General features: G+C 72.4%; 14 protein-coding genes. 6 read left to right on the top strand and 8 right to left on the bottom strand.

Annotation, left to right across the window (positions count from 1 at the left end; genetic code table 11):
* Positions 1-23 precede the first annotated feature (23 nt).
* A complete protein-coding gene (locus CLV40_RS36260) occupies positions 24-614 on the bottom strand; it encodes an NAD(P)-dependent oxidoreductase (RefSeq protein WP_104483564.1) in 591 nt (196 codons plus the stop codon).
* 60 nt (positions 615-674) lie between these two features.
* Here CLV40_RS36260 and CLV40_RS36255 point away from each other — a divergent pair, with 60 nt between their 5' ends.
* Positions 675-1,118 carry a winged helix-turn-helix transcriptional regulator gene (locus CLV40_RS36255; protein WP_342752337.1) on the top strand — a complete coding sequence of 148 codons (444 nt, stop codon included), beginning with the start codon at positions 675-677 and terminating at the stop codon, positions 1,116-1,118.
* Here CLV40_RS36255 and CLV40_RS36250 read toward each other — a convergent pair.
* Both CLV40_RS36250 and CLV40_RS36245 read right to left on the bottom strand, forming a co-directional pair.
* Complete coding sequence (locus CLV40_RS36250; protein ID WP_342752336.1) at positions 1,032-1,754, bottom strand: alpha/beta fold hydrolase; 723 nt, start codon at positions 1,752-1,754, stop codon at positions 1,032-1,034. The genes CLV40_RS36255 and CLV40_RS36250 overlap by 87 nt on opposite strands.
* 4 nt (positions 1,755-1,758) lie before the next feature.
* Positions 1,759-2,454 carry a hypothetical protein gene (locus tag CLV40_RS36245; protein WP_146108410.1) on the bottom strand — a complete coding sequence of 232 codons (696 nt, stop codon included), beginning with the start codon at positions 2,452-2,454 and terminating at the stop codon, positions 1,759-1,761.
* 1,258 nt (positions 2,455-3,712) lie between these two features.
* On the opposite strand from CLV40_RS36245, the gene CLV40_RS36240 reads away from it, so the two are divergent.
* The 4 genes from CLV40_RS36240 to CLV40_RS36225 all read left to right on the top strand — a co-directional run bounded on the left by CLV40_RS36240 (position 3,713) and on the right by CLV40_RS36225 (position 6,464).
* A complete protein-coding gene (locus CLV40_RS36240) occupies positions 3,713-4,744 on the top strand; it encodes a hypothetical protein (protein WP_146108409.1) in 1,032 nt (343 codons plus the stop codon).
* Between the two features lie 63 nt (positions 4,745-4,807).
* Entirely contained in the window at positions 4,808-5,878 is a 1,071-nt protein-coding gene (locus CLV40_RS36235; protein ID WP_104483561.1) for a hypothetical protein, read from the top strand.
* A 100-nt stretch (positions 5,879-5,978) separates the two neighbouring features.
* Positions 5,979-6,221, top strand: coding sequence for a hypothetical protein (locus tag CLV40_RS36230; RefSeq protein WP_104483560.1), 243 nt, complete (start codon positions 5,979-5,981; stop codon positions 6,219-6,221).
* 15 nt (positions 6,222-6,236) lie between these two features.
* Positions 6,237-6,464 carry a hypothetical protein gene (locus CLV40_RS36225; protein ID WP_104483559.1) on the top strand — a complete coding sequence of 76 codons (228 nt, stop codon included), beginning with the start codon at positions 6,237-6,239 and terminating at the stop codon, positions 6,462-6,464.
* Here the strand turns inward: CLV40_RS36225 and lipB are convergent.
* The 5 genes from lipB to lpdA form a co-directional block, all read right to left on the bottom strand.
* Positions 6,442-7,179 carry a lipoyl(octanoyl) transferase LipB gene (gene lipB, locus CLV40_RS36220; RefSeq protein WP_104483558.1) on the bottom strand — a complete coding sequence of 246 codons (738 nt, stop codon included), beginning with the start codon at positions 7,177-7,179 and terminating at the stop codon, positions 6,442-6,444. The genes CLV40_RS36225 and lipB overlap by 23 nt on opposite strands.
* Complete coding sequence (locus CLV40_RS36215) at positions 7,176-7,796, bottom strand: phosphatase PAP2 family protein (RefSeq protein ID WP_245931813.1); 621 nt, start codon at positions 7,794-7,796, stop codon at positions 7,176-7,178. The genes lipB and CLV40_RS36215 overlap by 4 nt, the downstream gene beginning before the upstream one ends.
* Positions 7,793-8,668, bottom strand: a complete 876-nt coding sequence (locus tag CLV40_RS36210) for a TIGR01777 family oxidoreductase (protein ID WP_104483557.1) — start codon at positions 8,666-8,668, stop codon at positions 7,793-7,795. Before CLV40_RS36210 ends, CLV40_RS36215 begins: the two co-directional genes overlap by 4 nt.
* Positions 8,669-8,816: 148 nt before the next feature.
* A complete protein-coding gene (gene sucB, locus CLV40_RS36205) occupies positions 8,817-10,535 on the bottom strand; it encodes a 2-oxoglutarate dehydrogenase, E2 component, dihydrolipoamide succinyltransferase (protein ID WP_104483556.1) in 1,719 nt (572 codons plus the stop codon).
* Between the two features lie 66 nt (positions 10,536-10,601).
* Positions 10,602-11,972: a dihydrolipoyl dehydrogenase gene (gene lpdA / locus CLV40_RS36200; protein WP_104483555.1), complete on the bottom strand. Its 1,371-nt coding sequence runs from the start codon at positions 11,970-11,972 to the stop codon at positions 10,602-10,604.
* 211 nt (positions 11,973-12,183) lie between these two features.
* On the opposite strand from lpdA, the gene CLV40_RS36195 reads away from it, so the two are divergent.
* The gene (locus CLV40_RS36195) at positions 12,184-12,510 is read left to right on the top strand and encodes an oxidoreductase (RefSeq protein ID WP_104483554.1); all 327 of its coding nucleotides are present in this window, start codon (positions 12,184-12,186) and stop codon (positions 12,508-12,510) included.
* The last annotated feature ends 535 nt before the right edge of the window (positions 12,511-13,045 follow it).

The following is a 13,045-nucleotide window of genomic DNA, read 5'->3' as shown; positions in this document are numbered from 1 at the left end:
TGGCCGTCGGACCGGGACCCAGATCACACCCCGGCGACCCCGAAGTGGACGCGATCGTGCTTGCGGGACTCGATCTCGTCCACCACGGCTACGGCGAAATCGGCGTAAGACAACCGCGTGGCGTCGGGGGACGTACTGAGCTCGTAGTGGCCCGTGCGGGTGCCTTCGCGGTCGAAGTCCCCGGACGGGCTCACGATCACCCAGTCCGGCCCCGTGGTCGACGCGCGCAAAACCTGCGCGCCCGCGTCGTGGGCCAGGCAGAACGGCAGCCAGTCGGGGTTGAAGCCGGGGTCGTCGACGCCGCGGACCCCGGGCGCGGTCTCCAGCAGCACGGACAGCCCGACGTGCACGAGCCTGCCGACCCCGGCGCGGCCGAGGCCGTCGAGCAGGGCGCGGGTGGCGGCGGGGTAGAAGGTCGCGTGGTCGGCGTGCTCGTCGTAGAGGGAACTGACGGCGACGTCGTGCCCGGCGGTGACCTCGGCGATCCGGTCGGCGTCGGTCGCGTCGGCTTGGGCGTGGGTGAGGGCGGTGACGCGGTGGCCCCGCGCGCGGGCCTCCGCGGCGATGGCGGTGCCCGCGGTTCCCCCGGCCCCGAAGATGGCGATTGTGGTCATGACCAGGACAGTATGGATCGGATACTGGTTACTTCAACGATACTGGGTTACCGTCGCCGGGTGCCGAAGCAGCCCTTGGACCCGGACATGTTCGACCCGGCCTGCCCGTCCAGCGCCGTCCCGATCCGCATCGGCGACAAGTGGACGGCCCTGGTCGTCGTCTGCCTGGCCGACGGCCCGCGGCGGTTCTCGGAGCTGCGCGTGCCGATGCGCCGCGTGACGCCGAAGGTGCTGACCGAGACGCTGCGCGCGATGGAGCGCGACGGGATGCTCACCCGTACCCAGTACCCGGAGATCCCGCCGCGCGTCGAGTACGAGCTGACGGAGCTGGGGCGTTCCCTGCTCGACCTCGTGGCCGCCTGCCGCACCTGGGGCGACAAGCACCTGGCCGACGTGCTCGCGGCCCGCGCGGCGCACTCAGGCGAAGGAGCGCACCCAGGGCAGGACGGCGGCCAGGAACGCGTCCGGTGCCTCGACGGGCGGCAGGTGGCCGACGCCGGCTAGGGCGGCGAGCCTGCCCCCGGTCAGGTCGGCCAAGTCCCGCGCGAGGTCCAGCGGCATCAGGGCGTCGGCGTCGCCGTGCACGACGAGCACGTCGGAATCCAGTCCCCGCAACGTTTCCCGCGAATCCGGGCGCGCGGCCATGGCCCGTTGCGCCCAGGCGACCGCCGCCCCCGGCTGCGACTCCATCCAAGCCCGGACCTCGTCCGCCCGCGCCGGGTCGCGCAGCAGCGCCGGGAGCATGGAGTCGGCCAGCCAGGGCGCGATCCCGTTCCGCTCGGCGTTCTCCGCGATCCGCAACCGGTTGGCCCGCGCCTCATCGGTGTCGGCGACCGCCTTGGTGTCGACCAGCAACACGCCTGCGACCCGCTCCGGTGCCGCCCGCAGCAACGCCATCGCAACGTAACCACCCATCGAGCAACCGCCGACCAGCGCGCGGTCGATATCGAGGGAATCCAGCAACGCCAACGCATCCGCCGCAACGGTGTCGAGCGACGGCGGGTCTGTGCCGAGATCGGTACCGCCGAAGCCACGTTGCTCCGGCGTGATCAGGCGGACGTGTTCGGACAGCGGCCCCCGCACCCGGTCCCACATGCGGGAGTCGAGCGGGAAGGCGTGGCAGAGCAGGAGCGTCGGCACCTGCTCATCTTCTCCCGGTGACCCGCCCCTCGCGCACCCGCGCCACGGCGTCACCACCCGCCAGTTCCGCCCGGTGCCCGGGGTTGTCCAGGTAGAAGCGGAGGGTGTGCAGGACCACCAGTTGGTCGAGGTCGACCGTGCGCATCGGCACGGCACACACCAGGTCCGGCCCGAAGCGGACCGCGACCTTGCGCATGCGGGAATCCACCTCGACGTGGTGGTGGTGCGCGGCCACACCGAGGTAGTTCTGCCGGTTCGCGTTCCCGGACCGCCCCAGGCGCAGCGAGACGGGGCGGAACTCGGTGATCGCCTCCCACGGCAGGCGGACCTCGGGGCGAACCCAGTTGAGGACCACGTGGTCGGGGGTGAGGACGATGCCGACCTCCCGCTGCTTGCGGGTCAGCGCGAACACGCCCGCGGCGAGCAGCAGCAGGCCGAGGAGGGCGAGCACGACACCGGCGGTCGCGGCCAGGCCACCGCCGTTGACGATGAGCAGGGCGGCCGACCCGCCGAGCACCAGCCCGGCCACGATGAGCACCACGGCGGCGGCGATCGTGGCTGGTCGGGAGGGGAGGAGCAGGCCGGGTGACCCGTCCGCGGCCACGGTCAGGGCGTCACCGGCCGGTGACCCGGCCGGGTTGGGCGTGCCATCGGCACGGCGCCACGGCTGCGGGCAGGGAAGGGTCTCGGCTCGGTCCATGATGACCATGCAAGCGCACCGACCGACCACACCGCCAGCCACCATCGCCGACTTGCCGACGACGAGCACCGAACGGTTGACCGGACCACCGCCCGCTTCCCGTTCACCCCGGCGTTCACACCCCAGGGCGCGCGGCACCCACCAACCACGCCCCGCGTGCCCGGCTCACCGCTGCCTTCCAGCCTCTGTGCCCAGCCACTCAAGAACCAGGCCGCCCATCCCCGGACACACCTCCCCCAGGACACGCGGCCCACCGACCACGCTTCGGCGTGCCCCGACCCACAGCTGCCCACCGACAGCCCACTGCACAAGCAAGCAGCCACCCATTCCCAGACACACCTGACCACGACACGGTCTCGTGCTCACCACAACACCCACGCCCCAAGGCGCGCGGCACCCACCGACCACGTCCCGCGTGCCCGGCTCACCAATGCCCACACCCACCAACCGCCACGGCCTGCCAGCAAGCGACCAGGTGCCGCGCTGCACACGGGATCTGGCGCCGGAACGGATACGGCCCTGATTCGGGCGTGCGGCACCTGCCAACCGCGCACAGCGCGCCCGGCCACCAACGTCACACCCGTCCGCGAACACCACCTACGGGGTCGGCCACGGGCGCGTGGCACCCGCCGACCACGTCCCACGTGCTCGGCTCTGGCAGCCACCAGCCAACCCCGCAGTCCTCAGCCCGAACCGAGGTACGGCCTCGAGTGCACCGTGCCCAGGCTTCGGAGCACCCGGACGCGCGGCATCGACACCGCACCGGCGCGTGTGGCAGTCGCCGGGCGGCGCTCACTGTGCTTGGCGCCGTCAGATCCCGGTCAGTCCCGCGAGGCGCGCGGTACCCGCCGACCACGCACAGCGCGCTCGGCCACCACCGCGTGCCCGCCCGGCCGCGACCGCACGGGCCGACTGGATTCGGCTCGCCTGGGAGAAGAGGCGCCTTGGGTTGGGCGTGGGGATGTCGGGTCCGGCCGACCCTGCTCATCCCAACGCCTCCGCCCACGGCGCGAACCTCGGTTTCGCGTCCCCGGCCGGCGTCCACACGCCCTCCACCTGGGCGTACGACACCAAGCCGTGGACCCGACGCGGGCTGGTGGGTACGGCTGTCCTGGATTGGTCCAGGCTAACGCGCGGCACCGACAAGAACTCCGCGCGGCGAATTGTGGGGAGGGTGTCGCGATCGGGTGAGTCGCGACGATGATGTCCGGGAAATCGGTCGAGTTCGCTTGGGGGAACCGTGGACGAGGTTGGGTCGGTGGCCGAGCCGGTGGCGGGGCAGGTCGCCGCGGCGGATCCGACCACCGCCGCGGTGCTGGGGGTCCACGTGGCGCGGGCCAACAAGATCAGGCGACTCCGGTGGGCGGCGGTGGGCTCCAGCGTCATGATGACGGTGGCGATCGTGCTGTTGCTGATCGGGGATTCCTACGCCACCGCGGCGTACAGCGCGGTGGCCGTCATCGCCATAACCATCGGGAACGCGCAGAACCTGCGGGCGGCCGGGACCGACGGGTGGATCCCGGCGGCGGTGGCGGCCATGGCGCAGCAGCCGTGGCGACCGGTCACCGCCCGGGTGGTGCGCGCGCGGCCCTGGTCGACCCTGGTGGAGATCGAGGACCAGGGCACCTTCACCCCGCTGCGGGTGCGGGGGCTGCCGTCAGCGTTCCGCGCGATGATCTCCCGAACCGGCACCGCCTGGGTCATCGGCCCGCACGGCCCCTGGACCTTCCTGCGCGTCACCGGCTCGCACACCTTCTGGGCCGCCAACGCACCTCGGCGCACGCCCTCTCCCGGCGCGCTGAACGAACGGGTCGACGGCGCCGAGGTGCACCGCCGCCTGGCCCGACACCTGGGCATCCCCGTGGTCACGGTCTTGCTCGTGGCGTTCGCGCTCCTCGGCATGGGGTTCTTGGTCAGCGTGAGCTGGCCGGGGGCCTGGATCGCCTATCTCCTCTATGTCCTCCTCATCTCCGCCATCGCCCTGCGCACCGAACGGCACCGCCTCGTCAACTCCCGGCTCCCCAGGCTCATCGCCGACGCCCACTGGACGCGATTCCCCGTTCGCCTGGAACCGTGGCAGCTCAACGCCAAGGGCATGACACGCGCGACTGCCCACTTCGAGGTCGACGGAACGCACCGGACCGCACTGCTGCCCGCCGCCACCGCCGATGTGCTCGGCGCGGCCACCCAAGAGGGTGCGCTGTGGTTCGCACAGGCGCCGGAAACGGGCAAAACAGTCGCCGTCGGTTTTCCGAATTGCCCATTGCTCGCGGTGGCCGAAATCCGGTGAAATCGCTTCATATGGCGCGATCCACCTGAGAGACTTTGTCGGCGTACGAGCACGGAGGCGTTGTTGACCGCGACTGGGGCGAGGCCGGTACCCGATCCGATCGCGGACCGACCGGCGGCGGAGGACCCGATCACCGCCGAGCTGCTGGACCTGGCCGCCGCGATGGCGAACCGGCTCCGGCTGGTGGGGTACGTCGCGTGCGCCGCGCTCGTCCTCAGCGCCGTGCCTACCGTGATCAACCTGAGCACGGGTGACCTCGGGGGCGCCGCCCCCTGGGCGCTGCTGGTGCTCTCCCAAGCCGTGCTGCTCTGGTACGCCTACCGCCCGGCGGGCCACCGGTCCTGGGCCGCGGCCGCCGCGGTGGCGATGGACCGGTCGCCGTGGCGACCGGTCCGGGCCAGGCTGGTGCGAGCAGGCAGGCTGTCCGCCGTGGTCGAGGTGGCCGACGGCGCCGGTTTCGCACCCGTGCGCGTGCTGCTGTTCACCCGTGCCCACCAGGTGATGGTCAACCGGGTGGGCACCGTGTGGCTGGTCGGTCCGGAGCGGGGCTGGAGCTTCCTGCGCGTCGCGGGCTCGCACAGCTTCTTCCCGGCCCGCCCGCTGCGCCACTCCCCCGGGGGCACCCCGGTCGCCGCGGTCGAGGAGCACGAGGTGACCCGCGGCGTGGCCCGCACCCTGCGGTCGCTCACGCTGCTCCCGACACTCCAGATCCCGCTCATGGTCCCCGTGTCGTACCTGGCCTCGATACCGATCGGCGCGCTGGACTGGTGGCCCATCGCCGCGACGTCCACGGCGCTCGCCGTGGTCGGCGTCCTGGTGCCGCTGCGCCTCAAGTGGGGCAACGTCCGCCTGCCCGCGATGGTCGACGACGGGCCGTGGGTCCGCGTCCCCGCGCACGTCACCCCGTGGCGGGTACGCCCGGACGGCACCGCCACGGCCACCGTCGCCCTCCACTTCGACGACGGCGCCAAGCGCACCGCCACCCTCCCCGCCGCGGGCGTCGACGTGCTCGGCGCCATCTGGTCCACCGGCTCGCTCTGGTTCATCGGCTCCCCCGACCCGGGCAAGACCGTCGCCGCGGGTTTCCCCGGCTGCCCCCTGCTGGCGTTCGCCAAGATCGGACCGGACCGATGACGGTCCGCCCCGCCGACGAGCTGCTGGATCACCCGCCCGTCACCGACCAGCGACCATCCTGCTCAACCGGACCCACCCCAGCCGCCACGTCGCGTTCGGTGTGCTGACCGGCCTCGCGGCCGGGCTGTCCGCGGTTGCGTTCAACCTGGTCGACGAGCCATCACGCCTGCTCATGTGGGTGTTCGTGATAGTCGTCGCCGGATTCGTGCGGTTCGCGAACGGGTCGGACAAGTGGGTGCGTGAGATGGTGCGCACGGGCTCGTGGCGCGGGCTTCCCGCGAAGCCCGCGCGCATCCGCGACACACCGGCCGTCGCGGTGGAGACCGACGGGCACACGACCTAACTCCGTCCCCACCGGATGTCCGCCGCGCACCACGCCGTCATCGCGCACACCGACGACGACACCGAGGTGGCGCTGCGCCTGACCGCCGCCGACGTGAGCCTGCTCGGCGCGGTCTGGGAAACCGGCGGTCTGTGGCTGGCGGGCGACCCGGTGCCGGGCAAGGCGCCGGCGGCCGGGTTCCCCGGCTACCCGCAGCCAGCGGTGGCGAAGGTCGCCGCGGTCAGCGGCTCAGCGCGAAGGTGACGCCCGGGCTGGTCGGCTCCGGCCGGGCCAGCCAGTGGTCGGAGACCGGCAGCTCGCCCTCCAGCGCGGCCAGCACGGCGTCGCGGGCCAGCGGCAGCACCTCAGCGACGGTGACGGCCCGCCCCAGTTCGGCGGACAGCGAGGTCACGCCCGCGTCGCGGATGCCGCACGGCACGATCCGGTCGAAGGCGCTCAGGTCGGCGTCGCAGTTGATCTCGAAGCCGTGCATGGTGACGCCGCGCTGCACCCGGATGCCGATCGCGGCGATCTTGCGCTCGGGGCGGGTGCCGTCGGCGGGCAGCCAGACCCCGCTGCGCCCCTCGACGCGGCCGGTGGGCAGGCCCAGCCGGGCGCAGGTGTCGATCAGGGCCTCCTCGACGCGGCGCACGTACTGCACCACGTCGACCGGGTCGGCGAGCTTGACGATCGGGTAGCCGACCAGCTGTCCCGGACCGTGCCAGGTGATCTTGCCGCCGCGGTCGACGTCGATCACCGGGGTGCCGTCGTCGGGGCGCTCGTCCGGCTGGGTGCGCTTGCCCGCGGTGTAGACCGAGGGGTGCTCCAGCAGCAGCAGGGTGTCGGCACCGGCCTCGTCGGCGCGGGCCGCGGCGAGGTCGCGCTGCAGGTCCCAGGCGGCGAGGTAGTCGATCGTGCCGACCTCGCGCACGACCACCGGGTGGGCGTCGGCGCGGCAGGAGGTGTCCCGTGTGCTCACGTCCCCGACCCTACGCCGGACGGGCGCGCGGGGAGCAGCCGCAGGGCGGCGGCGGTGAGCAGCCCCGCACCGACCACGCCGAGTGTCGCGCCGAACACGTCGGTGAGCCAGTGCACGTCCAGCACGACCCGGCAGACCGCGGCGAGCACAACGGCCACCGACGCGCAGAACACCACCAACTTCACCCGCTCACGCGCCAACCACGCGCACAGCACGACAGCGGTGAACCCGACCGAGGCCACGGACACGACGTGCCCGCTCGGGAAGCTGAAGTCCGGGTAGTCCCGCGGCCGTGCCCGCTCGAAGAACGGTTTGACCAGCGACACCGCCCGGCACACGGCGAGCAGGAGCACGCAGCGCAGCAGGAGCCCCATGCGCCCCGGTCTGGACCTCTGGAGCAGGGCCCACGCGATCAGCACCAGCGCCGCCACCGCGGGCAGCACCGGACCGAGCACGAGACTGCCCGCGTACGCGATGTCACCGGGCGCGCCGTGCCAGTCGGCGCCGAGCGTCCCTGCCACCGCCTGGTCGATGCCGGGGGCGGCGTCGGAAACGGCCCGGCCGAGCATGAGGAAAGCGGCCAGGAGGATCACGCCGAGGGTGGCGTGGAACTTCACCGCGCCTCGGTGTCGGCCAGCGCCCGGTCGACGGCGTGGAAGCGGAAGGTGAAGTCGTTGTCCGCCAGGACCTTAGGCACGACCTGCTGGCTGCGCAGCACCTCGTCGGCGAGCTCACCGGACGCGATCTTGAGCAGGGGGCGGGGCATCGGGAAGGGGGTGAGGCGGAACTTGGTCTTGGCGAGGGCGCGGGCGAACTCGGCGTTGGTGGCGGGGGTGGGGCCGACGAGGTTGACCGGGCCGCGGATGTCGTGGCGCAGCAGGAAGGCGACGGCGCGGACGTGGTCGTGGAGGTGGATCCACGGCATGTACTGGGAACCGTCGCCGAAGCGGAAGCCGAGTCCGAAGTAGAACAACGGCCGCAACCTGCCCATGAGCCCGCCGCGCCGGGACAGCACCTGGCCGGAGCGCAGGTGGACGACCCGCGCGTCACCTGCCGGCTCGGTCGCGGCTTCCCACCGCGCGCACAGCTCGGCCAGGAACCCCTCGCCCCGGTCCGCCGACTCGTCCGCGGGCCCGTTGGTGTCGCCGTAGTAGCCGACGGCCGATCCATTGAGGAGCACGGGCACCCCGTGCTTGGCGACCGCCGCCGCGAGCACCTCGGTCGGCTCGACGCGGGAGTCGAGCAGCACCTGCTTGCGCGCGTGGCTCCACCGCCGATCACCGATCCCGGCCCCGCAGAGGTTGACCACGGCGTCCACCCCGTCGAACGCCCCGTCATCGATCACCCCGGCGGGCGGATCCCAAGACCGCTCATCCGGTCCCTGCGCGGGACGCCGGACCAACCGCAACACCTCGTCCCCGTCCCCCCGCAACCGCTCAACCAGAGCGGTCCCCAACAACCCGGACGACCCAGCAACGAGTACACGCATGCCCCGATCGTCCCGAACATCCCGGCCCACCGCACGTTCGAGTGATCACCGACCAGTGTTGGTTGCCCACCTGTCTGCCGTGGACAACCGGCCCGAAAGCGCGGAGGGGCCGCCCGGAATCGGGCGGCCCCTCCGAAAGGGCGCTGGACTACAGGCCGAGGTCGCCCTCGAAGGCGCCTTCCTCCAGGCGGTTCTTGACCGCCGACAGGAAGCGACCCGCGTCGGCGCCGTCGATGAGGCGGTGGTCATAGGTCAGGGCCAGGTAGACCATCGAGCGGATGGCGATGGTGTCGTCGCCGCCCGCGTCGGTGACCACGACCGGGCGCTTGACGACCAGGCCGACACCGAGGATCGCCACCTGCGGCAGCTGGATGATCGGGGTGTCGAACAGCGCGCCCTGGCTGCCGAGGTTGGTCAGGTTGAAGGTGGCGCCGAACAGCTCGTCCGGGGTGACCTTGTTGGCCCTGGTCCGCTCGGCCAGGTCGGTGATCTTGTGCGCCAGCCCCGAGATGCTCAGGTCGCCCGCGTCCCGGATGGCCGGGGTGAGCAGGCCGCGGTCGGTGTCCACGGCGATGCCCAGGTGCTCGGCGCCGTGGTAGGTGACCTCGTTGGTCTCGTCGTTGATCGACGCGTTGAGCTTGGGGTGCTGCTTGAGGGCCTCGACGGCGGCCTTGGCGAAGAACGGCAGGAACGTCAGCTTGACGCCCTCGCGCTGCTCGAACGCCGACTTCGACTTGGCCCGCAGCTTGGCGATGCGGGTGACGTCGACCTCGATGACCTGGGTCAGCTGGGCCGCGGTCTGCAGCGACTCGACCATGCGCCGCGACACCGTCTGGCGCAGGCGGGTCAGCTTCTGGGTGGTGCCGCGCAGCGAGGTGTCCGCGGTGGGCGCCGGGGTGGCGGCCTTGGCGGGCGCGGCGGCAGCGGCGGCGGGCTGCGGGGCCGGGGCCTTCTTGGCCTCGGCGGCGGCCAGCACGTCCTGCTTGCGGATCCGACCACCGACACCGGTACCGGCCAGCGACGCCAGGTCGATGCCGTTCTCGGCGGCCAGCTTGCGCACCAGCGGCGTCACGTACGGCGCGCTGCCGTCGCGCGGGGCCTCCTGGCGCGACGCGGCGGCGGGCGCGGGCTGAGCGGGCGCCGGCTGGGCGGGCGCGGGAGCCGCCTTGGGCTCCTCCCGCACCGGCTCCGGCTTCGGCTGCTCCTTGACCGGCTCCGGCTCCTTGACCGGCTCCGGCTCCTTGACGGGCTCCGGGGCCTTCGCCGGGGCCGCGTTCGCGTCGCCGATGACCGCGAGCTTGCCGCCGACCTCGACGGTCTCGTCCTCGCCCGCGGAGATCTCCAGCAGCGTGCCCGCCACCGGCGAGGGGATCTCGGTGTCGACCTTGTCAGTGGACACCTCCAGCAGCGCCTCGTCGACCTCGACCGAGTCGCCGACCTGCTTGAGCCAGCGCGTGACGGTGCCCTCGGTGACGCTCTCGCCCAGCGCGGGCATCGTCACCTCGGTGCCCTCGGCCGACCCGCCCGACGGCGCGGGCGCCGCCTGCTCCTGGACCGGCTCGGGCTCGGGTTCCGGCTCCGGCTCGGCCTCCTGCTGGGCGGGCGCGCCGCCGCCCGCGGAGTCACCGGAGCCGTCGCCGATGATCGCCAGCTCGGCGCCGACCGCGACGGTCTCGTCCTCCTGCGCGACGATCTTCTGCAGGACGCCCGCGGCGGGCGACGGGATCTCGGTGTCGACCTTGTCCGTGGACACCTCCAGCAACGGCTCGTCGACCTCGACGGTGTCGCCCTCCTGCTTGAGCCAGCGGGTGACGGTGCCCTCGGTGACGCTCTCACCGAGGGCGGGCATCTCAACGGAGAACGCCATGGTGTTTCAGACTCCTCGTGCTTTGCTGCTTGGCTGACTGAGGTTGGGGCTGGGCTTTCCTTGGCCTCAGCCGTGCACGTGCAGGGGCTTGCCCGCGAGGGCGAGGAACGCCTCGCCGAGGGACTCGTTCTGCGTCGGGTGGGCGTGGATGAGCGGGGCGACGTCCTCCGGGTACGCCTCCCAGCTGTAGATCAGCTGCGCCTCGCCGATCAGCTCGCCGACCCGCTCGCCGACCAGCGTGATGCCGACCACGGGGCCGTCCGGCGCCCGGACCAGCTTCACGCCGCCGTTGGTCTTGAGGATCTGGCTCTTGCCGTTGCCGGAGAGCGCGTAGACCAGGGTCTCCGCCGCGCCGTACTTCTCCTTGGCCTGGGCCTCGGTGAGGCCGACCGAGGCGACCTCGGGCTTGCAGTAGGTGACCTTGGGGATGCCGGTCTCGTCGATGACCTTCGGGTCCAGGCCCGCGATGTCCTCGGCGATGAAGATGCCCTGCTGGAAGCCGCGGTGCGCGAGCTGCAGGCCGGGTACCAGGTCGCCGACGGCGTAGACGCCGGGCAGGTTCGTGCGCAGCCGCTCGTCGGTGAGGACGAAGCCGCGGTCCATGGTCAGACCGGCTTCCTCGTAGCCGTGGCCCGCGCTGTTGGGGCCGCGGCCGACCGCGACGAGCAGCAGGTCGGCGTCGAAGGTCTCGCCGGACTCGAGGGAGACGGTGACGGACTTGTCGTCCTGGGTGGCGCCGGTGAACCGGACCCCGGTCTTGAACTTGATGCCGCGCTTGCGGAAGGCGCGCTCGAGCTGTTTGGAGGCCCACTCGTCCTCCAGCGGCACCAGCCGGGGCAGCGCCTCGACGATGGTGACCTCGGCGCCGAAGGAGCGCCACACGCTGGCGAACTCCACGCCGATCACGCCGCCGCCGAGCACGACGACCTTCTCGGGCACGTAGTCGAGGTTGAGCGCCTGGTCGCTGGTGATGATCCGGCCGCCGATGTCGAGGCCGGGCAGCGTGCGCGCGTACGAGCCGGTGGCGAGGACCACGTTCTTGCCGGTGTAGCGGGTGCCGTCGACCTCGACGGAGTTCGGGCCGACGAAGCGGCCCGCGCCCTCCACCACGGTGACCCCGTTGGCCTTGAACAGGCCCTGCAAGCCCTTGTACAGACCGCCGACGACGCCGTCCTTGTAGGAGTTGACGCCGTTGATGTCGATGCCCTCCAGGGAGGACTTCACCCCGAACTGGTCGCCCTCGCGCGCGTTGTCCGCGACCTCGGCGGCGTGCAGCAGCGCCTTGGTCGGGATGCAGCCGCGGTGCAGGCAGGTGCCGCCGACCTTGTCCTTCTCCACCAGGATGACCGAAAGTCCGAGCTCAGCGGCGCGGAACGCGCACGCGTAGCCACCGGACCCGCCTCCCAGGATCACGAGGTCAGCGGAGGTGTTGGGCACGGGTACTCCTCGACGAGCGGCAGCGGTGTTTTTCCCGGTGGCGGGCGCGGTCGCGGCCCCGCCTGCCACCACTGGACATCTTGTCACTACGGTCACCACGCCTGCGAGGTGGCCGGTGTCTCCTAACCACCTGTTCGTGTTACTCACGAGTACCCCAATGGGGTTGCGGGACAATGGTCACGGCTGACCCGATTTCCGGAGGTGGCGCAGGGTGGGGCTGTTCGATCGGCTACGCGGCAAGCGCAAACCCGGCACCCTGCGCGGTGCCACGAAGCAGGACACCAGCCACCTCGACGAGTGGGCGTCGTCGCGCACCGGCGTGGAGGCCTACGTCGAACCGCGGACGAATGTGACCGATACAACCGTCGTCCTGGTCGCCCACGACGGCGAGTGGACCCGCCGCCGCATCAGCGACTTCGACGCGGCCATGGACTTCGGCCGCAAGCGCAGCATCCCGGTCTACGAGGTCGCCCGGGTCGGCTACCCCAAGCGCATGCGCGACTACATGGCGCGCCAGAAGCGCGAGGGCCGGGCCTGACCCGCGCACCTCCGCCGAGCGCAGCCCGACCACTCCCCCGGACACTCCACGCCCGGCACCCGCGCCGTTCCCGGCACCACCTCGGGCCCGCCGCACCGGCAGGCCAGGCACCACTTCCACGTTCGGCCCGCGCCGCGATCACGCCCGCCTCCGCACCATCGCCGCCCGCACCCGGCGCGACCCCGCACCAGGCTCACCGCCGCCACACCCGCCTCGACGGCACCGGGCTCCGCGCCTGCCTGGACGGACCCGCTGCTCAGCGACGGAGCGCCCCCGCGACCACAGCGGCGTGCTGGACGTGGATGGCGTCAGCGCCCGCTCGGACACGCTCCTCGACGGGGCCGCGAGCGCCGTCGATCAAGTCAACCCCACCACGGCACGCGCCCACTCGACGCCCGGCCACCCCACACCGCCACCCGACGCCGCCCGCACCGATCCCACCATTCTCAAAGACCACACAGCCCCGCCCACACAGCCCCGCCCACACAGCCCCGCCCACACAGCCCCGCCCACACAGCCCCGCCCACACAGCCCC

Origin of the sequence: Actinokineospora auranticolor, from assembly GCF_002934265.1 — a bacterium.
Classification (GTDB): domain Bacteria; phylum Actinomycetota; class Actinomycetes; order Mycobacteriales; family Pseudonocardiaceae; genus Actinokineospora; species Actinokineospora auranticolor.
Note: the sequence above shows the minus strand (reverse complement) of the source record. Positions and strands in the feature narration are given on the sequence as shown.